This window comes from Streptomyces sp. A2-16 (genome assembly GCF_018128905.1).
Lineage (GTDB): Bacteria > Actinomycetota > Actinomycetes > Streptomycetales > Streptomycetaceae > Streptomyces.
In genome coordinates this window covers 7,686,449-7,707,072 of sequence record NZ_CP063808.1, presented here as the reverse complement: position 1 = coordinate 7,707,072, position 20,624 = coordinate 7,686,449, and the positions used below count along the sequence as shown (strand labels likewise).

Here is a 20,624-nt window from a genome sequence, read left to right as displayed (position 1 = left end):
TCCCCGAACTCCGTGACCCGTCCCGACATCACCAGAGACAATGGACCACGTGCGCTATCGCATCCTCGGCACCACGCAGGCACTCCGTCCCGACGGCATCTCCGTCCCGCTCGGCGGAGCGCGGCTGCGCGCGCTGCTGACCGTACTGGCGCTGCGCCCCGGCCGTACCGTCCCCGTGACCGTCCTGGTGGACGAGGTGTGGGACGGTGATCCGCCCGCCGATGGCACCGGGGCGGTGCAGGCGCTGGTCGGGCGGCTCAGGCGGGCGCTCGGCGCGGACGCGGTCGCCTCGGTGGAGGGCGGTTACCGACTGGCCGCCGCCCCGGACGACATCGACCTGCACCGTTTCGAGCGGCTCGTCGGCGACGGCATGCGGGCGCTGGCCGACGGCGACCCCGCGAAGGCGGCCGTGGTCCTGGACGACGCCCTGGCCCTGTGGCAGGGCCCGGCGCTGGCCGATCTCCCCGACCGCACGGCCGAGGCGGCACGCGCGCAGGCCCGTCGGCTGGACGCCCTCCGCGCCCGGCACACGGCCGCGCTCGCCCTCGGCCAGGCCGACCAGTCCCTCCCCGAACTGACCGCCCTCTGCGACACCCATCCCCTCGACGAACCCCTCCAGGCCCTGCGTCTGCGTGCCCTGCGCGACACCGGCCGCACGGCGGAGGCGCTGGCCGCGTACGAGTCCGTACGACAACTGCTCGCGGACCGGTTGGGCGCTGACCCGGGCGTCGAACTGCGAGCCCTGCACGGTGAGTTGCTGCGGCCGGAGGTGCCCTCCGCGGCCGGCCGGGGGAGCCGGAGCGGCCAGGGCGGCGCGGGGTCCGGCGGCGGCTTCGGGCGGAACGGGGTCGAGAACGGGGCTGGTGGGGCCGGATCAGCGGGTGTGGTGGGTGCGGCGCGTGGACGTCGGGATGTCGGAGAGCCCGGCCAATCCGTCGCCACCGCTCCGCCCTCCGGCAACCTCCGGGCACGGCTCACTTCCTTCGTCGGCCGGGAAGCCGACATCGAGGCCATTCGGGGGGATCTTGCCGCCGCGCGGCTGGTCACGCTGCTCGGGCCGGGCGGGGCCGGGAAGACCCGGCTCTCGCAGGAGGCCGCCGAGGCCGTGGGGGACGTGGTCCGGGACGGGGTGTGGCTGGCCGAACTAGCGCCGGTCGACGATGCGGACGCCGTGCCCGAGGCCGTGCTCACCGCCGTCGGGGCCCGGGAGACCGTGCTGTACGGCGCCGGTGCCGAGGCGATGCGGGCGGGCGCCGAGCGGCTCGACGATCCCGTGGACCGGCTCGCCGAGCACTGCGGCCGGCGCAGCATGCTGCTGATCCTCGACAACTGCGAGCACGTGGTCGACGCGGCCGCCCGGCTGGCCGAGACGCTCCTGGAGCGCTGTCCGGGGCTGACCGTGCTGGCCACCAGCCGTGAACCCCTCGGTGTCCCGGGGGAGTTGCTGCGGCCCGTGGAACCCCTGCCCGAGCCCGTCGCGCTGCGGCTGCTCGCCGACCGGGGTGCCGCGGCCCGGCCCGGGTTCCGGGTCGACGCCGACGAGGAGACCGCGGCGGCCTGCGCCGAGATCTGCCGCCGTCTCGACGGGCTCCCGCTGGGCATCGAGCTCGCCGCGGCCCGGCTGCGGATGCTGACTCCGCGTCAGATCGCGGACCGGCTCGACGACCGCTTCCGTCTGCTCACCTCCGGCAGCCGTACCGTCCTGCCCCGCCAGCAGACCCTGCGGGCCGTCGTCGACTGGTCCTGGGACCTGCTCGACGAGGAGGAACGGGACGTGCTGCGGCGCCTTTCGGTGTTCGCCGGCGGATGCGACCTGGCCGCCGCCGAGGCCGTCTGCGGGCCCGCCGCGCTGGACGCGCTCGGCTCGCTCGTCGACAAGTCCCTCGTGGTGGCGGCCCCTTCGGGGGACGGCGAGATGCGCTACCGGCTCCTGGAGACCGTCGCCGAGTACGCCGGCGAGCGTCTCGACGAGGCGGACGGCTCGCGCACCGACGCCGAGCGCGCGCATCTGACGTACTACCGCGAACTCGCCCGCACCACGGACCCGTTGCTGCGCGGCCCCGGTCAACTCGCCGCCATCGGGCGCCTGGAGCGGGAGTACGAGAACCTCCGTACCGCCCTGCGCCGGGCCGTCGCCGACCGTGACGAGCAGGAAGGGCTGTGCCTGGTCCTGTCGCTGGCCTGGTACTGGCAGATGCGCGACCTGCGCATCGAGGCCCGCAACTGGTCCCGCGAGGTGCAGGGTCTCGGCTCCGACCCCTTCACCGAGCCGGTCCGCCCCGCCGCGCCGGTGTGGGAGCGCTGCACGGACTCCCCGCCGCCGTGGACCGGCGAGGTCCTGGAGGAGGCCCGGCGGGGCGCCCACCTCGTCCATCTCGCCTGCATGGACACCGAGTTGGACGCCTGGCAGAACCAGCACGGGCAGGCGAAGCTGCGGTCCATCGCCGCCACCTACGAGCCCGGCATGGCACAGACCTGCCGGATGCCGGGCTCCCTGTGGTTCTTCGCCATCATGCTCACCGGGGACATGGACCGGCTGCGCAAGGTCATCCAGGCGACCGTCGAGACCTGCCGGGCGACCCCGGGCTACGACTGGGAGCTGGCCGCGGCCCTCCAGTGGCGGGCCAACCTGCTCGCCAACCGCTCCGACTGGGCCGGGGACGCCATCCAGGACGCCGAGGAGGCACTGGAGATCTACGAGCGGATCGGCGACCTGTGGGGCACCGCCGAGGCGCTCTCCGCGCGCGCCGAGGCCCACGAACGCAAGGGTGAGTGGCGTGCGGCCGCCGACGACTACGAGCGGGCGATCGAGCGGGCGGAACAGCTCGGCGCCCGCGCCCAGCGGTCCGTGCTCAACGCCCGGCTGGGCAGCGTGCTGCTGGAGACCGGGGAGGCCGAGCGCGGCGAGCTGCTGCTGCGTGAGGTGATCGCCGACCAGGACGGCGCCCGCAACGAGGCGATGCCCGCCTCCCGGATGTTCCTCGCGGGCCGGCTCGGCATGACCGGCCGCATCCCCGAGGCGCGTGAGCAACTGCGGCTGCTGCGCCAGCAGTTCGGCATCGCCCACTTCGTCATCTTCGACGCCTTCATCCTCGGCTCGGAGGCCTGGCTGGAGGCGATGGACGGCTGCTACGAGGAGTGCCTGAGGCTGACCCGCAGGGCGCTGGAGAAGTCCGGGGACCCGCTGGCCCTGACCATCGCCCCGCACATGCGCACGATGTACCTGCGCACCGCGGCGCTCGCCCTCGCCGGACTCGACGGCGGGGCCCGGGCCCGGGACGGCGTCCGCGCTCTCGCGGCCGGGGACGCGCTGCTGCCGTCGAGCCATGTCCCGACGAGCATCGAGCGCGAGGTGCGGACGTCGGCCGAGCGGGAGCTGCGTGCGGTGCTCGGCGACTCCGCCTACGAGTCGGCGTACGCGGAGGGCGGCGACCTCTCCCCGGAGGAGGCCGCCGCCCTGGTGTGACGCGCACCGAAGTCCGGGCGTCCGGGCCGGTCAGTTCTTCGTACGGAACTTGTGGATGGCGTACGGTGCCGCGACCGCGGTGATCGCCGCCGACCAGCCGAGCGTGACCCACAGGTCGTGGGCGACCGGGCCGCCCACCATCAGCCCGCGGGCCGCGTCGGCGAGCGTGGACAGCGGGTTGTAGTCGGTGAAGTGCTGGAGCCAGCCCGGCATCGAGTTGGTCGGCGCGAAGATCGACGAGCCGAACTGGAGCGGGAAGAGCACCAGGAAGCCCATCGCCTGCACGGACTGCGCGTTCTTCAGGACCACGCCGAGGGTGAGGAACACCCACATGATCGAGGAGGCGAACACGGCGGACAGGCCCACGGCGGCGAACAGTCCGCCCCAGTGGTCGATGTCGAAGCCGACCAGCACGGCGACGATCATCAGCACGGTCGTCGCGAACAGCATCCGCAGCAGTTCCACGGAGATCTTCGCGAAGAGCACCGAGCCGCGCCCGATGGGCAGGGACCGGAAGCGGTCCATGACACCGGAGTTGAAGTCCTGGCTGAAGCCGGTGCCGACGCCCTGGGACAGGGTCATGCTCATCATCGCGATCATGCCCGGGATGACGTACTGGACGTAGCCGTCCTGCCCGCCTCCCAGGGCCTGGCCGATCGAGCCGCCGAAGACGTAGACGAACAGCAGGGTGAAGACGACCGGCATCAGTATGGCGTCGAACATCGACTCCGGGTCCTGCCGGATCCACAGCAGGTTGCGGCGGACGAGGGCGCCGGTGTGGCGCAGGTGCCCGCGCAGCGGGATCCGGGCGTCGGCGTCGATCGTGGTGGCGGTTGCGGCGCTCATACGGCGACCTCCTCGCGGGTGTCGGTGGGGACGGTGTCCTGCGGGGCACTGGCACGGTGGCCGGTGAGCGACAGGAACACCTCGTCCAGGCTGGGCAGTTCGGTGGTGATGGAGGAGAGGGTGACCCCGCGCGCGGTGACCGCGCCGACCACGGCGGTCAGCTGCTCGTCGCTGAGGATCGGGACGATGACCGTGCCGCTCTCGGTGTCCACCGTGCTGGTGGCGAGGCCCGTGATGCCGAGTTCGTCGATCCATCCGGCGAGCGGCTGAAGCTGCAGCGGATCGACGGGCCGCACCCGCAGCGAGCGTCCGCCGACCTTCGCCTTGAGCTCCTCGATGGCGCCGTCGGCGATGACCTTGCCGTGGTCCACCACGGTCAGCTCGGAGGCGAGCTGCTCGGCCTCCTCCATGTACTGGGTGGTCAGCAGGACGGTCACGCCGTCCCCGACCATCCGCTTGACCTCGTCCCACACCTCGTTGCGGGTGCGCGGGTCGAGACCGGTGGTGGGCTCGTCGAGGAAGAGCACCTGGGGGCGCCCGATCATCGAGGCGGCGAGGTCGAGCCGGCGCCGCATACCGCCGGAGTAGGTGCTCGCGGGCCGCTTCGCGGCATCCGTCAGCGAGAACCGCTCCAGCAGCTCGTCGGCCCGGGTGCGGGCCTCCTTGCGGGGCAGGTCGAGCAGTCGCCCGATCATGTACAGGTTCTCCCAGCCGGGCAGCTTCTCGTCCACCGAGGCGTACTGCCCGGTGAGCCCGATCACCCGCCGCAGCTGCCGGGGCTGCCGTACGACGTCGTAACCGGCGACGGTCGCCGCTCCGGCGTCGGGGGAGAGGAGGGTGGAGAGAATGCGTACGAGGGTGGTCTTGCCGGCGCCGTTCGGCCCGAGCACACCCATCACGGTGCCCTCGCGCACGTCCAGGTCGACGCCGTCCAGCGCCTTGGTCTCGCCGTAGTGCTTGACCAGCCCCCGCACGGAAACGGCCGTGTCCCCGCTCTTGGGGTTCTTGTCGATTCGCGTCATGCCGAGAACGGTGTCAGCCCCCGCCGACAAACCACCGACAGTCCACCGACAGCGACCTGCAGCCCGCCGACAGACCGGAAAGAGACCAGAAAGAGGAGGGCGCCCGGTGTGCACCGGGCGCCCTCCTCGTCGTACGACTGCTCAGTACCGGACGGCTTCCGCCTGCTCCGGCAGATGGGTCGCGACCACGCGCTCCCGGCCGGTGGGGACGTCAGCGCGTCGGCGGTCCACGACCGCGGCCACCGCGGCGACCCCGAGGCCGAGCACCGCCAGGGCCGCGCCCGTCAGCGCCGGGGACGTCACGCCGAGGCCCGCGGCCAGGGCGAGGCCGCCGATCCAGGCGCCGCCGGCGTTGGCCAGGTTGAAGGCGGCCTGGTTGGCGGAGGAGGCCAGGGAGGGAGCGGCCGACGCCTTCTCCATGACCATCAGCTGGAGCGGGGACCCGGTGACGAAGGCCGCCGTGCCCAGCAGCACCACCGCCACGGCCGCGCTCCACTGCGCGGACATCAGCACCGGGAACAGCGCCAGGACCGCGACCAGCGAGGTCAGACCGCCGAACAGCGTGCCGCGCAGCGAGTGGTCGGCGAGCCGTCCGCCGAGCAGGTTGCCCACGGTCGCGCCCACGCCGAACAGCGCGAGCAGCAGCGTCACGTCGGAGTCGGTGTAGCCGGCGGCGTCCGTGAGCATCGGCGTGATGTAGCTGTACGCGGCGAACAGCGCGCCGAAGCCGGCCACCGTCGTGCCGAGCGCCAGCCAGACGGGCACCGACTTCAGCGCGACCAGTTCGCGGCGCAGGCCCACGGCGGGGGCGTGCGCGTGGTCGTGCGGGATGAGGAGCGCCAGGGAGGCTATCGCCGCCAGGCCGATCGCGCTGACGCCGAGGAAGGTCGCCCGCCAGCCGAAGTGCTGTCCCATCAGGGTGGCCACGGGCACGCCCGCGATGTTGGCGAGGGTCAGGCCGAGGAACATCAGGGACACCGAACGGGCCTTGCGCTCCGGCGCCACCATCCCGGTGGCGACGACCGCGCCGACGCCGAAGAAGGCGCCGTGCGGCAGACCGCTCACGAAACGGGCCGCGAGCAGCGTGTACTCGCCGGGGGCGAAGGCGGAGGCCGCGTTGCCGATCACGAACAGCCCCATCAGGCCGATGAGGACCTTGCGGCGGGACATCCGGGCGGTGACCGCGGCGAGCAGCGGAGCGCCGATCACCACGCCCAGCGCGTACGCCGAGACCAGGTGACCGGCGGTGGGGATCGAGATGTTCAGGTCGTCGGCGACGTCGGGCAGCAGGCCCATCATCACGAATTCCGTGGTGCCGAGACCAAAAGCGCCGACGGCCAGTGCGAGCAGGGCCAAGGGCATGGGAGAGCCGAGCCTTTCAGGGGAGAGCGGAGTTCCGTACCAGCTTAAGTTCAGTTACGGAACAAAAATCGCAGCCCCAGGCTTCCCACGGGTTACGAGGACGTGGCGATGTTCACACGGGCCGCCACCGGCAGATGGTCGCTGCCGGTCTCGGGCAGCGTCCACGAGCTGACCGGCTCCACGCCCTGCACCATGATCTGGTCGATCCGCGCCATCGGGAACGACGCCGGCCAGCTGAACCCGAAGCCGCTGCCGGCCGCGCCCTGCGTGGAGCGCATCTGGGAGGTGACGGCGTTGAGCGCGCGATCGTTCATCGTGCCGTTGAGGTCGCCGAGCAGGATCTTGCGGGGGAGCTTCTCGTCGGCGATGGCCTCGCCCAGCGCGTTGGCACTCTTGTCGCGCTGCCGGGCGGTGAACCCGGCCTCCATCTTCACCCGTACGGACGGCAGGTGGGCGACATAGACCGCGACCTGCCCGTCCGGGGCGGCCACCGTGGCCCGCATCGCCCGCGTCCAGCCCAGCTTGATGTCGACGGCCTTCACCCCGGTCAGCGGGTACTTGCTCCACAGCCCGACGGTCCCCTCGACCGCGTGGTGCTCGTACGTCGACGCCAGCGCCCTCTCGTACACCGGTACGGCCGCCGTGGTCAGCTCCTCCAGGGCCACCACGTCCGCGCCGGAGGCGGCCACGTCCCGGGCGGTGCCGGAGGGGTCGGCGTTGTCGGCGTTGACGTTGTGAGTGGCCACCGTGAGGTCGCCGCCGGTGCCGTTCTTGTCGGAGAGCAGCCCGCCGAAGAGGTTCAGCCACACGGCCGCCGGGAGCAGCACCGCGATCAGCGCGGTCGCCGACCTGCGCAGGAAGCCGAGCAGGAGCAGCACCGGGACGAACAGGCCCAGCCACGGCAGGAAGGTCTCGGTGAGACTGCCGAGGTTGCCGATGGCGTTCGGGATCTGCGCGTGCAGCAGCATCACCAGGGCGACGATCACGGCGAGGGCGGCCAGGACGATGCCGCGGCGCCAGATCCGCCGGTCACCGCGCCAGCCGGAGAGCGGGCGGCCGAGCAGACGCCGGAACCGGTCTCTCCGGCGCTCGGGTCCCGAGCCGCCGTCCGCCGTTTCCGTCACGTATGCCTGCTGCGCCATACCGTCGCCTCACTACCTGCCGTGCACACCGTTCACCCCGTTGCCGTGGGGTGTCGGACACCCCATAAGACCCTAGGGGATGATCGGCTTTCATCTCGTCGTCCCATGACGACCGTACGGGGGCGATGACGTACAAGTCGCCTTCCCGGGTTCCCCGTCGCGCCGCGGAAAGCGCCCTCTGTGACGAAACGCGCACACCAGGGCCGCGGGGTCCGGACAGGCGCTAGGAACTGACGGGGCGTAGGCCTTCGAGGACGGTGTCGACGATCTGTTCGGACAGGCCCTCGGGCAGGGCGGCGTCGGGCTGCATGATGGTGCGCAGGAGCATGGGGCCGACGAACAGGTCGTTGACGAGTTCGACGTCGATGTCGGTGCGGAGTTCGCCGTTGGCCTGTCCCCGGCGCAGGATGGCGACCTGCTTGCGGCGCCGGGGCGCGACGACGATCGCGTGGTAGGCGTCCCAGACCCGCGGGCTGCTCTTCATCTGCGCGAACACGCTGTGCAGCAGGGCCGAGGAGCGGGTCATCAGCCCGCGCTGCCGCAACTGCTCGAGCAGTGCCACGAGATCGTCGCGCATCGAGGTGCCGGGGAGTTCGGGGTCCGGGGGCTCGGCGGTGCGCACGACGTCGACGAAGAGCTCCTCCTTGCCGTTCCAGCGACGGTAGATGGTGGCCTTGCCGACGCCGGCGGTACGCGCGATGCGCTCGATGGACAGCTCCGCCAGCGGCACGCCGTCCTCCAGCAGCTTGATGACGGCCTCGATGATGGACCGCTCCACGGCCTCGCTGCGGGGCCGGCCCCGTACGGACCCCGTCTGCCTGGACTGACTCTCGGCGAGGCCGCTCACGTCGCTGGGTCCTCTCTGTGGGATGAGCTGATTCTCCCTGCTCCACGGCGGTACGGACGGGCGGGGTCCGGCCACCGCCGGGGCCGGGACGGACCCTCCGCCACGCCGGTCACCGCCTCGGTCGCCTGGCCGAGGGCCCTGCGCGGGCGGGCGCCGGGTGCCGGGGGGCGTCCGGCGCCCGCGGATGCCTTCGGCTCGCAATCGGTGCCGGTGCCAGTGCCTCGGCCGCTGGTGGCCTCCGCCCATCGCCTGCCGCCCATCGCCTGTCGGCCTGTCGGCCTCGATTCCCGCCCGGTGCGGACGGGTTCGGGGCTTCGGCATTCACCAGGCGCCATGGGTATCGGCCTCCTCGGTCTCCGGCCCGGCCCTGCGGCTCCGGTCTCCCGTCGGTGCCGCTGCTCCTTGGGCTCCGGCCCGCCGCCGGTGGTTCACTCGCTCGCGGGGACCAACTCCTTTTCCTCCTGGCCCGGCTGAGGCTCTGTCGGGCGGCCCGGGAGGTACAGGGCCACCACGAGGGCGCCGATCAGGGCCACGCCCGCTCCCCACAGCGCGGTGACGTGCATCGCGTGCAGGAAGGCGTCGTTGGCCGGACCGACCAGGGCGTCACCCCGGGGCCCGAGCTTCGCGGCGACACCGAGCGTGGCCTCGATGGACTCGCCCGCGGTGTGCCGTACGCCGGCCGGGACCGTTCCGAGATGGGACTCGATGCCGCTGCGGTAGGCCGTGGAGAGCACCGAGCCGAGGACGGCGATGCCGAGCGCGCCGCCGACCTGCCGGAAGGTGTTGCTGAGCGCGGACGCGGAGCCGGCCTTCTCGCGCGGCAGGGCCTGCATGATGACGACACTGGTCGGCGTCATGATGTGCGCCATGCCGGTGCCCATGAGGAAGAAGATCACCTCCAGGAGCCAGATCGGCGTGTCCGCCTCCAGCGCGGCGAACGCGCACAGCATCGCGGCGATCAGCAGCATCCCGCCGGTCGTCGTCGCCCGGTTGCCGAAGCGGTCCACGACCAGCCGGGCGCGCGGCGCGAAGATCAGCTGCGCGGCGGCCAGCGGCAGCATCAGCAGACCGGTCTGCAGCGGCGAGTAGCCCCGCACGCTCTGGGTGTAGAAGACCGAGAAGAAGGTCACGCCCATCAGCGCGAAGAACACCAGCCCTATGGCGCCGATCGCGGCCGAGAACACCTTGTTCTTGAAGTAGGTGACATCGATCGACGGGTGGTCGCTGCGCTTCTCGAACACCACGAAGGCGACGAGCACGGCGAGACCGGCACCGATGGTGGCCAGTACGGTCGCGTCGGTGAAGTCGGCGAGCTGGCCGCCCTTGATGATGCCGTAGACGAGCAGCACCAGGCCGATGACGGACAGCACGACACCGACGGGGTCGAGCCGGCCGGGCTTCGGGTCGCGGGAGTCCGGCACCAGCCACAGCATCAGCCCGAGGGCGAGCACCACGATCGGCACGTTGATGAGGAAGACCGAGCCCCACCAGAAGTGGTCCAGGAGCACACCGCCGGTGATCGGCCCGATGGCGATGGCGAGTCCGACGCCACCCGCCCAGATGCCGATGGCCTTGGGCTGCTCCTCGCGCTCGAAGACGTTCATCAGGACGGCGAGGGTGGCCGGCATGACGAACGCCGCGCCCAGCCCCATCAGCGCGCGGAAGGCGATCAGCTGGACCGGTGAGCCGGAGAACGCGGCGAGGGCGGAACCGGCGCCGAACACGACCAGGCCGCCCAGCAGCACCTTCTTGCGGCCGAGCCGGTCGCCGAGCAAACCCGCGGTGAACAGGAGGCCCGCGAAGACCAGGGTGTAGGCGTTGATCGCCCACTCCAGCTCGCTCTGCGTGGCCCCCAGGCCGGTCGGCGCGGGAGTCGAGATCGTCTTGATCGCGACGTTCAGGATCGAGTTGTCGAGCACCACGATCAGCAGGCTCAGCATCAGTACACCGAGGATCGCCCAGCGGCGCCGGTGCACGGTTTCCGATACCCGGGATTCAGGGACGGCGGTAGTCATGCGTCCGAGAGTAGCGGCATTACGATACGGCACCGTCTCGTATCGTAAGTCTTTACCGAGACCTTACGTGCCGGAACGGTCACACCGACCACCCCTGGCCCTGACTGGCACGAGGTGCCACCATGGAGGTGATCCGGGGACGCCGTGAGGGCGCCTCGAGATGACGTAAGGAGCCGTTGCAATGACGCAGCTTTCGGCTGCCCACAACAAGTCCTCCGACGGCAGCAAGGCGCTGTACGGAGGAAAGGGCACGCGCCGCATCACTGTCCGGGACATCGCCCTCGCCAAGGAACGCGGCGAGAAGTGGCCCATGCTCACCGCCTACGACGCCACGACCGCGTCCGTCTTCGACGAGGCGGGCATCCCGGTCATGCTCGTCGGCGACTCGGCGGGCAACTGCCATCTCGGCTACGAGACCACCGTGCCCGTCACCATGGACGAGATGACCATGCTGTCGGCGGCCGTCGTACGGGGCACCTCGCGCGCCCTGATCGTCGGCGACCTGCCCTTCGGCTCCTACCAGGAGGGCCCGGTGCAGGCGCTGCGCTCGGCGACCCGGCTGGTCAAGGAGGCGGGCGTCGGCGCCGTGAAGCTGGAGGGCGGCGAGCGCTCCCACGAGCAGATCCGTCTCCTGGTGGAGTCCGGCATCCCGGTCATGGCCCACATCGGTCTGACCCCGCAGTCCGTCAACGCCATGGGCTACCGCGTCCAGGGCCGCGGCGAGGAGGCGGCCCAGCAGCTGCTGCGCGACGCCAAGGCCGTCCAGGACGCGGGCGCGTTCGCCGTCGTGCTGGAGCTGGTTCCGGCGGAGCTCGCGGCCGAGGTCACCCGGGTCCTGCACATCCCTACGGTCGGCATCGGCGCCGGTCCCGAGACCGACGCGCAGGTCCTCGTCTGGACCGACATGCTCGGCCTCACCGGCGGGCGGGTCCCGAAGTTCGTCAAGCAGTACGCCAACCTGCGCGAGGTCATGACCGGCGCGGTGAAGGCATTCGCGGAGGACGTCGTCGGCGGCACCTTCCCGCTGGACGAGCACTCCGTCCACTAGGGCCTCCGGCCCGTCAGAGCCACAGTGGCACCAAACGCCCCGCCGATCTTCCCCCGTCGGCGGGGCGCTCTGTGTCCAGGACAGGAACAGACCTATTGGAGGCCTAGCGTCGTCCTGACAGCCGACACAGGGCGAAGGAGCCGACATGTCCGAGCAGACCAGCGCCGCACCCGAGGGCTACACCTCCGTCGCTCCCTGGGTGGTCACCGACGACACCGGGGCATTCCTCGACTTCGTCACCGAGGTGTTCGGGGGAGTGGAGCTCGCCAGGGTCGCCACCGAGTCCGGCGCGATCGGGCACGGCGAGATCCGGATCGGCGACACGGTCGTCCTGGCCTTCGACCGGAGCCCCGACTGGCCGGTCATGCCCAGCCTGCTGCGGGTGTTCGTCGAGGACGCGGACGACACGTTCGCCAAGGCCCTCAAGGCGGGCGCCCGGGTGGTCACGCCCCTGTCGGACAGCGCCTTCGGCCAGCGCGGCGGCCGGATCAGGGACCCCTTCGGCACCATCTGGTGGGTCGTCGCCCACGTCGAGGACGTCCCCGAGGAGGAGATGTGGAAGCGGCTCGGCATGCCCGTCCACGCGGAGGCGATGCGGGTGGCGCAGGAGACGTTCGACGCGGAGATGACGGGACGGAGCGGGCGCAGCAGCGCACCGGTCAGGACGGACGGCTGACCACCCGCACCCGCTCCCACGGGGCCTAGTCGAACCGCTCCAGATCGCGCAACCACGCCTTTGCCGAACCGTCCGACGGTGCCCGCCAGTCACCGCGGGGCGACAGCGAACCGCCCGCCGAGACCTTCGGCCCGTTGGGCATCGCCGACCGCTTGAACTGGGCGAACGCGAAGAAGCGCTTGCAGAACACCTCCAGCCACCGCCGGATCTCGGGCAGGTCGTACGTGCCGCGCTTGGCCTCGGGGAAGCCCGGAGGCCAGGCACCGGCGTCGACGTCGTGCCAGGCGTGCCAGGCCAGGAAGGCGATCTTCGAAGGCCGGAAGCCGTAGCGCAGCACATGGAAGAGCGTGAAGTCGTGCAGCGCGTACGGCCCGATCTTCGACTCGGTGGACTGCATCTCCTCGCCCGGCACCAGCTCCGGGCTGATCTCGGTGTCGAGGATCGCGGCGAGGACGGCACCGGTCTCCTCGTCGAACTGCCCGCTGCTGATGACCCAGCGGATCAGATGCTGGATCAGCGTCTTCGGCACGCCCGAGTTGACGTTGTAGTGGCTCATCTGGTCGCCGACGCCGTACGTGGACCAGCCCAGCGCCAGCTCCGAGAGGTCACCGGTGCCGAGCACGATGCCACCGCGCTGGTTGGCCAGCCGGAACAGGTAGTCGGTGCGCAGTCCCGCCTGGACGTTCTCGAAGGTGACGTCGTACACCGGCTCGCCGGAGGCGAAGGGATGGCCCATCTCCTGCAGCATCAGCCGCGCGGTCGGCGTGATGTCCAGCTCGGCCGCGGTGACACCGAGGGACCGCATCAGCCGGTGGGCGTTGTCCTTGGTGTGGTCGCTCGTGGCGAAGCCGGGCAGCGTCCAGGCGAGGATGTCGCTGCGCGGACGCCCGGCCCGGTCCATCGCGCGCGCGGCGACGATCAGTGCGTGCGTGGAGTCGAGGCCGCCGGACACCCCGATGACCACCTTCGGGCCGCCGATCGCCGAGAGCCGCTGCTGGAGGCCGGCGACCTGGATGTTGTAGGCCTCGTAGCAGTCCTGGGCCAGCCGGTCGGCGTCGGCCGGCACGAACGGGAAGCGCTCCAGACGGCGCCTCAGACCCAGGTCGCCGGACGGCGGGTCGAGCTCGAACGGCACCGTGCGGAAGTCACCGGTGCGCGTCCGGTGGGTACGCCGGTTCTCGTCGAACGTGCCCATCCGCATCCGCTCCTGCCGCAGCAGGTCCAGGTCCACGTCGGCCACGGCGTACTCGTCGCCCTGCGGGAAACGGTCCGTCTCGGCCAGCAGCGCGCCGTTCTCGTAGACCATCGCCTGGCCGTCCCAGGACAGGTCGGTCGTCGACTCGCCGAGTCCGGCCGCCGCGTAGACGTACGCGGCGAGGCAGCGCGAGGACGCCGAGCGGCACAGCAGCTTGCGGTCCTCGGCCCGCCCGACGGTGATCGGGCTGCCGGAGAGGTTGACCAGGACGGTCGCACCGGCGAGGGCGGCCTCCGCGCTGGGCGGCACCGGCACCCACATGTCCTCGCAGATCTCCGCGTGCAGCACGAGACCGGGGACGTCGGCCGCCTCGAACAGCAGGTCCACACCGAACGGCACGCTCGCGCCGCCGACCCGGATCGTCCCGCCGCGCTCGTCGGCGCCGTCGCCGATCTGCCGACGCTCGTAGAACTCGCGGTAGTTCGGCGGGTACGACTTCGGTACGACCCCGAGGACCCGGCCGCGGTGCACGATCACCGCGCAGTTGTAGACCCGGTTGCGGTGCCGCAGGGGAGCGCCGACCACCAGCACCGGCAGCAGCTCGGCCGACCCGGCCACGACCTCCCCGAGCGCCGTCTCGACCTCGTCGAGCAGCGCGTCCTGGAGCAGCAGGTCCTCGATGGAGTAGCCGCACAGGCCCAGCTCGGGGAAGACGGCGACCGCGACCCCTTCCTCGGAGCACCGGCGCGCGTGCCGCAGCACCGCTTCGGCGTTGGCGGGCGGGTCCGCGATGACGGTGTGACCCGTACACGCGGCGACGCGTGCGAACCCGTGCTGATAGATGGACCAGAAGTTCAAGGCAGGCACACGATCAGTGTAATCGTCAAAGCGACGCGATCGGGGTGGGGGCCCGCGCATCGCCGGACCGTCCGCCCTCGGTCGTGCCCGGTCCCACGGTCATGTCCTGGTGATGGCCGGGCAATGGTCCGCCGATGCCCATTGCCGGATTGTCATGACCTTGCCTTCAATGAGTGGCATGAGAGACATGAGCGAGGACGGTCGTGCGGCGGGATGGGGCTGGTTCCTGGCCTGGGTTCTGGTGGGAGCGTGCGCCGGCACCGGTCTCGCGGCGATCCTGACGGTGGGGGTCGCCCTGCTCGTCCTCGCCGCGGTGGCCGCGGTGTTCCTGCTCCGCGCCGGACCCGGACGCGCTGTCGTCGGCGGCGTCTCGGGGCTGGCCGCGCCGCTGTTCTACCTCGCGTACCTGAACCGTGGCGGCCCCGGAGAGGTGTGCCACGCGGTGGCGGGCGGACAGACCTGCACCGACGCGTACATGCCGGTCCCGTTCCTCGTCGCCGGACTGCTCCTGCTGGGCGCGGGTCTCGTGATCCAGGTGCTGACCGTCCGCCGCGCGAGGGCGGACCGCACACCGGCGAGGTAGCCCGGCGGGACATGCGCGAGGGCCCGGCACATGCGCGAGGGCCCGGCCCCGAAGGTTCTCGGGACCGGGCCCTGTGGACGTGCGTCCGGGTCAGCGCCGGGTGAACGACTGGACGTAGCCGTTCGCGGGCGTGCCCACGCCGGTGACGTCGTCGTAGCCCTTCACGGCGGACAGCGAGCTGTCCTTGCCGAGGGAGCGGACGGACGTGGTCACGCCGCCCGAGGCGTCATAGCCGTTCACGAAGTCGACGCGGGCCACCGCGAGGCCGGAGCCCGTCGGGTTGTCCGTGACGTCGTGGAAGGCCTTCGACCCGTACTTGGCGTAGATCGACGGGTTGGCGAACCCGAGCGCCTTGCCGCCGCCCGCCTGCTGCGCCAGCGCCTGCACGGCCGCGATCACCGGCGAGGCCAGCGAGGTGCCGCCGATGCGGTACTCGCTGTACTGCTGCGAGCCGTCGGGGAAGGTCTGCGTCTGGCCCACCAGGAAACCGGTGTTCGGGTCGGCGATCGCGGAGATGTCCGGGACCACGCGGTTGCCGGCGGCGTTGTTGGCCGTGGCGAGCGCGTTCGGGACGACACCCTTCTGGTAGAAGGGCTCGGCGACCGTCTTGCTGGTGCCGCCGCCCGCGCCGGAGGTGAACGCGCCGGGGAAGTTGGTCCAGCTCTTGCCGTCCGCGGACAGCACGGCCTTCTCGGTGCCCCAGCCGGTCTCCCACAGGTACTTGTCGCCCTTGCCGACGGCCAGCGAGGTACCGCCGACCGCCGTCACCCACGCCGAGTTGGCCGGGGTGTCGACCTGCTTCGTGCCGGTGTTGGCGACCTCGTCGCCGTTGTCGCCGGAGGAGAAGTAGAAGCCGATGCCCTCGACCGCGCCGAACTGGAAGACCTGGTCGTAGGCGGCCGCGAGGTCCGGCGTCTGGTTGGCCTCGATGTCGCCCCAGGAGTTGGAGACGATGTCGGCCAGGTGGTTGTCGACGACCTTGCTGAGCGAGTCGAGCAGATCGTCGTCGTAGCAGGACGCGGCACCCACGTACGTGATGTTCGCGTCCGGCGCCACCGCGTGCACGGCCTCGACGTCGAGGGTCTCCTCGCCGTACCAGCCGGCCGCCCCGCACTCGTCGGTCTTCGTGTAGTTCTTGGGCAGGACCTGCTTGAGCTGCCCGGTGGTGTACGCGGCGTCACCGTTCTTCTTCGCGTAGGTGGCCGCGTCGAAGGCGATGGTCGGGGAGGCGTACGCGTCGGTGATGGCGACCCGCACCCCCTTGCCGGTGTAGGTGCCCGCGCCGTAGGCGGCGCGCAGCTGCTTGCCCGTGTAGCCCTTGATCGCGTACGGGATCTTCGAGCCGTAGGCGTCGGGCAGCGTGCTCGCGGTGTTCGAGCCGTAGTACGAGGAGAACGGCCCGGCGTTCTTGAACACGGCGTCCGGCGGGGGCAGTTGGTCCTTGCTGCTGGCCTTGTGCGGCGCGTTGTCCAGGCCGGTGACGGTCAGGACGGCGCCGTCGAGACCGGCCGGCGCGGAAGCGGCCTTGGCCGGGGCGCGGTAGGTCTTCGAACCCTTGGTGTAGTTGTGCAGCTGGGTCCCGAAGGCCTTCTCGGCGGCGGCCACGTCACCGGTGACGGAGACGTAGTGCTGCGAGACGCCGGTGACCTTCAGGCCCGCCGACTCCAGCCAGGACTTCACCGCGGCGACCTGTGCCTTGGTCGCGCCGAAGCGGGCCTGCGCCTGCTTCGAGCTCAGGTACTTGCCGTACGACGCCGAGCTGGGGTCGGACACCGACTTCGCGTACGCGGCGAGGCCCTGGGCGTCCTTGCCGGCGAGGTAGACCCGGGCGGAGACCTGGGAACTGTCCGAGGTCGCGCCCTTGTCGGCCTTGGCGGTGGCCCACGCGGGCTTGGTCCCGGCCAGCGTGTCACGGTTCGGGCTGTCCGCGGCGTGGGCCGCGGGTATACCGAGCGCCAGCGCGCCCGCGAGCATCGGCAGCGTCGCCGCCATGCTCACTCCGGCGCGAAGTTTGGCGCGGTTGGATCTCATGGAACCCCCTGGATGCGGTTCGTCGCGAGTGATCACTCGACGGTGTGGCCACTCTTGCGACGAACGGTTCATGCCAGGGGAATGCGCATGCCAAGAAGAGCCCAATTAACCTAATGAAAAAGGCTGGTTAGAGGGTTAACCCTCTATCATCGCGCCTTTGCGCCCCGCTCCTTCAACATCCCCGCCATCAGGTCGATCTCCGACTGCTGCGCGTCCACCATTCCCTGCGCGAGCCGCTTCTCCACCCCCACCTCGCACTTCTCCACACAACCCTTCGCCATGTGGATTCCGCCCTGGTGATGGTCCGTCATCAACTGGAGATAGAAGATCTCGGCCTGCTTGCCGTTGAGCGTGCCCAGCTTCTTCATCTCGCTGTTGGTCGCCATGCCCGGCATCAGCGAACCCTCGCCCGCCGAGGGCATGTCACCCATGTCCATCCACGTCATCGGCGGATCCGCCGACACCTTCGGCAGCCCCCACAGATCCAGCCACCCCAGCAGCATGCCGCGCTGGTTGGCCTGCGTCTGCGCGATGTCGTAGGCGAGCCGCCGCACCTCGACGTCCTTGGTCCGGTCGCGCACGATGTACGACATCTCGACGGCCTGCTGGTGGTGCACGGCCATGTCGCGCGCGAACCCGGCGTCCGCGGACTGCGCGGACGGGGTGTCGCCCGCACCGCCGTCCTCGGCCACGGCGTAGGTGATCGCGCCGGCCGCGACGAGCACACCCGCCACGGCCACGGCCACTCCCGCGAACCTCACTGCGACAGACCACCCGTGCACGCCGCGCCCGGCTCGGGCGTCTGCTCGCCCTGCACGAACTTCTCGAAGAACTTGTCGACGTTCGGGTCGTCGGCGCCCGTCACCGTCCGCTGGTGGCCCCACGCCGACAGCATGATCGGATCCTTCTGCTTGTCGTCCGGGCTCATCAGCGTGTACGGCGTCTTCTTCACCTTCGCCGCGAGCGCGTCCACGTCGGCCTTCTCGGCCTTGCTCGTGTACGTCACCCAGACCGCGCCGTGCTCCAGCGAGTGCACGGCGTTCATGTTGTTCAGCGCCTTGGTGTAGACGTCGCCGTTGCAGTTCATCCACACCTGGTTGTGGTCGCCGCCGACCGGGGGCTCCATCGGGTAGTTCACGGTCTTGGCGACATGGGTGCGGCCCAGCGTGCCCTTCCAGGTCTTCACGCCGTCCGAGCCCGTGACGAAGTGCCCCTTGCCCTTGCCGTCGGCCGCCGTGCTGTCGTCGGACTGCGACTTCACCAGCGCGATGGAGCCTGCGACCAGTCCGGCCACGACGACCACACTGGCGGCGATGGTGAGGATCCGGTTGCGGCGCTCTCTGGCCTGCTCGGCGCGCCGCATCTCCTCTATGCGCGCCTTGCGTGCGGCGACATTGCTCTTCTTGGCGGAACCCATGGGGTGTGTCCTTCTGGGGGAAAGGGGCGGCTCGGACGGTGACGATCGGTCCGCTGATCGTAGTGGGGCAGGGTGACTTCTCGTAGGGACCCCTGGGGAAACCGGGGCCCTGTGGTGAGACGGGGAGGGCCGGGCATTACGTATGTCAGTCCGAGCAGGCAAGATGGGCGTCGGAGCAGTACATCCGCCGGACGTGAGGCGTTCACTCCCGGGCCGCCGGGACGATCAAGGTCGGCAACGCGCACGAAACGCTGTTGTGGTGTGATGCTCAGGTGCCCGACCGCCTCCTGCGGGACACGGAGACAGGCGGCCTGACCAGCAAGGATGGGGAAGTCGAAGATGGACAAGCAGCAGGAGTTCGTGCTCCGGACCTTGGAGGAACGCGACATCCGGTTCGTACGTCTGTGGTTCACGGACGTACTGGGCTTCCTCAAGTCCGTGGCCGTGGCCCCGGCGGAGCTGGAGCAGGCCTTCGACGAGGGCATCGGTTTCGACGGCTCCGCGATCGAGGGCTTCGCCCGCGTATACGAATCCGACATGATCGCCAAGCCGGACCCCTCGACCTTCCAGGTCCTGCCCTGGCGCGCCGAGGCCCCCGGCACGGCCCGGATGTTCTGCGACATCCTCATGCCGGACGGCAGCCCGTCCTTCGCGGACCCGCGCTACGTCCTCAAGCGCGCCCTGGCCCGCACCTCCGACCTGGGCTTCACCTTCTACACCCACCCGGAGATCGAGTTCTTCCTCCTGAAGGACCGCCCGCTGGACGGCTCGCGCCCGACCCCGGCCGACAACTCCGGATACTTCGACCACACCCCGCAGAACATCGGCATGGACTTCCGCCGCCAGGCGATCACCATGCTGGAGTCGATGGGCATCTCGGTCGAGTTCTCCCACCACGAGGGCGCCCCCGGCCAGCAGGAGATCGACCTGCGCTACGCCGACGCGCTCTCCACGGCCGACAACATCATGACGTTCCGCCTGGTCATGAAGCAGGTGGCGCTCGAGCAGGGTGTCCAGGCGACGTTCATGCCGAAGCCGTTCTCGGAGCACCCGGGCTCTGGCATGCACACCCACCTGTCCCTCTTCGAGGGCGACCGGAACGCGTTCTACGAGTCGGGCGCCGAGTACCAGCTCTCCAAGGTCGGCCGTTCCTTCATCGCGGGCCTGCTGAAGCACGCGGCGGAGATCGCCGCCGTGACGAACCAGTGGGTCAACTCCTACAAGCGCATCTGGGGCGGCTCCGAGCGCACCGCCGGCGCCGGCGGCGAGGCCCCCTCCTACATCTGCTGGGGCCACAACAACCGCTCCGCCCTGGTCCGCGTCCCGATGTACAAGCCCGGCAAGACCGGCTCGGCCCGCATCGAGGTCCGCTCCCTCGACTCCGGCGCCAACCCGTACCTCGCCTACGCCCTCCTCCTGGCCGCCGGCCTCAAGGGCATCGAGGAGGGCTACGAGCTCCCTCCGGGCGCCGAGGACGACGTCTGGGCCCTGTCCAACTCCGAGCGCCGCGCCATGGGCATCGAGCCCCTGCCCCAGAACCTGGGCGAGGCCCTCACCCTGATGGAACGCAGCGACCTGGTCGCCGAGACCCTGGGCGAGCACGTCTTCGACTTCTTCCTGCGCAACAAGCGCCAGGAGTGGGAGGAGTACCGCAGCGAGGTCACGGCCTTCGAGCTGCGGAAGAACCTGCCGGTTCTGTAGGCCCTGGTCAGGGCTAGTTTTCTTTCGACATAACGAGTGGGGTTGACGGTGACTGACCGTCAGCCCCACTGCGCTTTCAGGGCTTTGGGCCGCCTGTGGGCCGTCGGAAGGGTCCTCAATGGGCTGTGCGACTCACTGCGCACGCCTGCAGCGGTGAACTTTCGCTGCATCGATCAAGGCCCGCACACGGCGCAGGCGCGCGCCGCCTCTGCGGCGCGGCCTGCCTCCTGCCTCCGCCCCGGCCACCGCGCCCGGCGACCGCTGGAATGAAGGGGGAGGCACCCTCTGTGGCTGGGGCGGTCGGCTCCACCGCTGGGGGCAGCCACTTTGGCGCGAGCCTCTAAGGTCATGGTCCCAACGTCGTGCTTTCCCGGGCAGGTTCACAGACTGCCCAACTCGCCGGAAGCTTACGGGG

The 20,624-nt window shown here is 70.8% G+C and carries 15 protein-coding genes; 5 read left to right on the top strand and 10 right to left on the bottom strand.

Features of this window, described 5'->3' with window-relative positions; all coding sequences use genetic code 11:
* Positions 1-40 precede the first annotated feature (40 nt).
* Positions 41-3,466 carry a BTAD domain-containing putative transcriptional regulator gene (locus IOD14_RS34650; RefSeq protein ID WP_212672381.1) on the top strand — a complete coding sequence of 1,142 codons (3,426 nt, stop codon included), beginning with the start codon at positions 41-43 and terminating at the stop codon, positions 3,464-3,466.
* A 30-nt stretch (positions 3,467-3,496) separates the two neighbouring features.
* Here IOD14_RS34650 and IOD14_RS34645 read toward each other — a convergent pair whose 3' ends face one another.
* The 6 genes from IOD14_RS34645 to IOD14_RS34620 all read right to left on the bottom strand — a co-directional run bounded on the left by IOD14_RS34645 (position 3,497) and on the right by IOD14_RS34620 (position 10,700).
* Entirely contained in the window at positions 3,497-4,312 is an 816-nt protein-coding gene (locus IOD14_RS34645) for an ABC transporter permease (protein ID WP_123988748.1), read from the bottom strand.
* Positions 4,309-5,334 (bottom strand): ATP-binding cassette domain-containing protein, encoded by a 1,026-nt coding sequence (locus IOD14_RS34640; protein ID WP_123988747.1) that lies wholly within the window; start codon positions 5,332-5,334, stop codon positions 4,309-4,311. The genes IOD14_RS34645 and IOD14_RS34640 overlap by 4 nt, the downstream gene beginning before the upstream one ends.
* 141 nt (positions 5,335-5,475) lie before the next feature.
* A complete protein-coding gene (locus tag IOD14_RS34635; protein WP_212672380.1) occupies positions 5,476-6,696 on the bottom strand; it encodes an MFS transporter in 1,221 nt (406 codons plus the stop codon).
* A gap of 92 nt (positions 6,697-6,788) precedes the next feature.
* Positions 6,789-7,838: an endonuclease/exonuclease/phosphatase family protein gene (locus IOD14_RS34630; protein ID WP_212672379.1), complete on the bottom strand. Its 1,050-nt coding sequence runs from the start codon at positions 7,836-7,838 to the stop codon at positions 6,789-6,791.
* A gap of 223 nt (positions 7,839-8,061) precedes the next feature.
* Positions 8,062-8,685, bottom strand: coding sequence for a TetR/AcrR family transcriptional regulator (locus tag IOD14_RS34625; protein ID WP_123988744.1), 624 nt, complete (start codon positions 8,683-8,685; stop codon positions 8,062-8,064).
* Between the two features lie 428 nt (positions 8,686-9,113).
* Positions 9,114-10,700, bottom strand: coding sequence for an MFS transporter (locus IOD14_RS34620; protein ID WP_123988743.1), 1,587 nt, complete (start codon positions 10,698-10,700; stop codon positions 9,114-9,116).
* A gap of 181 nt (positions 10,701-10,881) precedes the next feature.
* Here IOD14_RS34620 and panB point away from each other — a divergent pair, with 181 nt between their 5' ends.
* Together panB and IOD14_RS34610 are read left to right on the top strand one after the other, a co-directional pair.
* Positions 10,882-11,748, top strand: coding sequence for a 3-methyl-2-oxobutanoate hydroxymethyltransferase (gene panB, locus IOD14_RS34615; RefSeq protein WP_123988742.1), 867 nt, complete (start codon positions 10,882-10,884; stop codon positions 11,746-11,748).
* 145 nt (positions 11,749-11,893) lie between these two features.
* Positions 11,894-12,424 (top strand): VOC family protein, encoded by a 531-nt coding sequence (locus tag IOD14_RS34610; protein ID WP_123988741.1) that lies wholly within the window; start codon positions 11,894-11,896, stop codon positions 12,422-12,424.
* 25 nt (positions 12,425-12,449) lie between these two features.
* Here the strand turns inward: IOD14_RS34610 and IOD14_RS34605 are convergent, their stop codons facing one another.
* Complete coding sequence (locus IOD14_RS34605) at positions 12,450-14,477, bottom strand: NAD(+) synthase (RefSeq protein WP_123992595.1); 2,028 nt, start codon at positions 14,475-14,477, stop codon at positions 12,450-12,452.
* A 178-nt stretch (positions 14,478-14,655) separates the two neighbouring features.
* On the opposite strand from IOD14_RS34605, the gene IOD14_RS34600 reads away from it, so the two are divergent.
* Positions 14,656-15,060: a hypothetical protein gene (locus IOD14_RS34600; RefSeq protein ID WP_249126129.1), complete on the top strand. Its 405-nt coding sequence runs from the start codon at positions 14,656-14,658 to the stop codon at positions 15,058-15,060.
* A 90-nt stretch (positions 15,061-15,150) separates the two neighbouring features.
* Here IOD14_RS34600 and IOD14_RS34595 read toward each other — a convergent pair whose 3' ends face one another.
* From IOD14_RS34595 to IOD14_RS34585, 3 genes are all read right to left on the bottom strand, one after another.
* Positions 15,151-17,091 (bottom strand): S53 family peptidase, encoded by a 1,941-nt coding sequence (locus tag IOD14_RS34595; protein WP_212672377.1) that lies wholly within the window; start codon positions 17,089-17,091, stop codon positions 15,151-15,153.
* Between the two features lie 146 nt (positions 17,092-17,237).
* Complete coding sequence (locus tag IOD14_RS34590) at positions 17,238-17,837, bottom strand: DUF305 domain-containing protein (RefSeq protein WP_212673452.1); 600 nt, start codon at positions 17,835-17,837, stop codon at positions 17,238-17,240.
* 11 nt (positions 17,838-17,848) lie between these two features.
* Positions 17,849-18,508, bottom strand: coding sequence for a DUF3105 domain-containing protein (locus IOD14_RS34585; RefSeq protein ID WP_123988737.1), 660 nt, complete (start codon positions 18,506-18,508; stop codon positions 17,849-17,851).
* Positions 18,509-18,847: 339 nt separating this feature from the next.
* Between IOD14_RS34585 and glnA the strand changes: the two genes are divergently transcribed.
* Complete coding sequence (gene glnA, locus IOD14_RS34580) at positions 18,848-20,209, top strand: type I glutamate--ammonia ligase (RefSeq protein WP_123988736.1); 1,362 nt, start codon at positions 18,848-18,850, stop codon at positions 20,207-20,209.
* Positions 20,210-20,624 lie beyond the last annotated feature (415 nt).

Excerpts from the sequence above, each read along its gene's own strand:
- IOD14_RS34650 (WP_212672381.1), top strand. The coding sequence starts at position 41 with ATGGACCACGTGCGCTATCGCATCCTCGGCACCACGCAGGCACTCCGT.
- IOD14_RS34645 (WP_123988748.1), bottom strand. The coding sequence starts at position 4,312 with ATGAGCGCCGCAACCGCCACCACGATCGACGCCGACGCCCGGATCCCG.
- IOD14_RS34640 (WP_123988747.1), bottom strand. The coding sequence starts at position 5,334 with ATGACGCGAATCGACAAGAACCCCAAGAGCGGGGACACGGCCGTTTCC.
- IOD14_RS34635 (WP_212672380.1), bottom strand. The coding sequence starts at position 6,696 with ATGCCCTTGGCCCTGCTCGCACTGGCCGTCGGCGCTTTTGGTCTCGGC.
- IOD14_RS34630 (WP_212672379.1), bottom strand. The coding sequence starts at position 7,838 with ATGGCGCAGCAGGCATACGTGACGGAAACGGCGGACGGCGGCTCGGGA.
- IOD14_RS34620 (WP_123988743.1), bottom strand. The coding sequence starts at position 10,700 with ATGACTACCGCCGTCCCTGAATCCCGGGTATCGGAAACCGTGCACCGG.
- panB (WP_123988742.1), top strand. The coding sequence starts at position 10,882 with ATGACGCAGCTTTCGGCTGCCCACAACAAGTCCTCCGACGGCAGCAAG.
- IOD14_RS34610 (WP_123988741.1), top strand. The coding sequence starts at position 11,894 with ATGTCCGAGCAGACCAGCGCCGCACCCGAGGGCTACACCTCCGTCGCT.
- IOD14_RS34600 (WP_249126129.1), top strand. The coding sequence starts at position 14,656 with ATGAGAGACATGAGCGAGGACGGTCGTGCGGCGGGATGGGGCTGGTTC.
- IOD14_RS34595 (WP_212672377.1), bottom strand. The coding sequence starts at position 17,091 with ATGAGATCCAACCGCGCCAAACTTCGCGCCGGAGTGAGCATGGCGGCG.
- IOD14_RS34585 (WP_123988737.1), bottom strand. The coding sequence starts at position 18,508 with ATGGGTTCCGCCAAGAAGAGCAATGTCGCCGCACGCAAGGCGCGCATA.
- glnA (WP_123988736.1), top strand. The coding sequence starts at position 18,848 with ATGGACAAGCAGCAGGAGTTCGTGCTCCGGACCTTGGAGGAACGCGAC.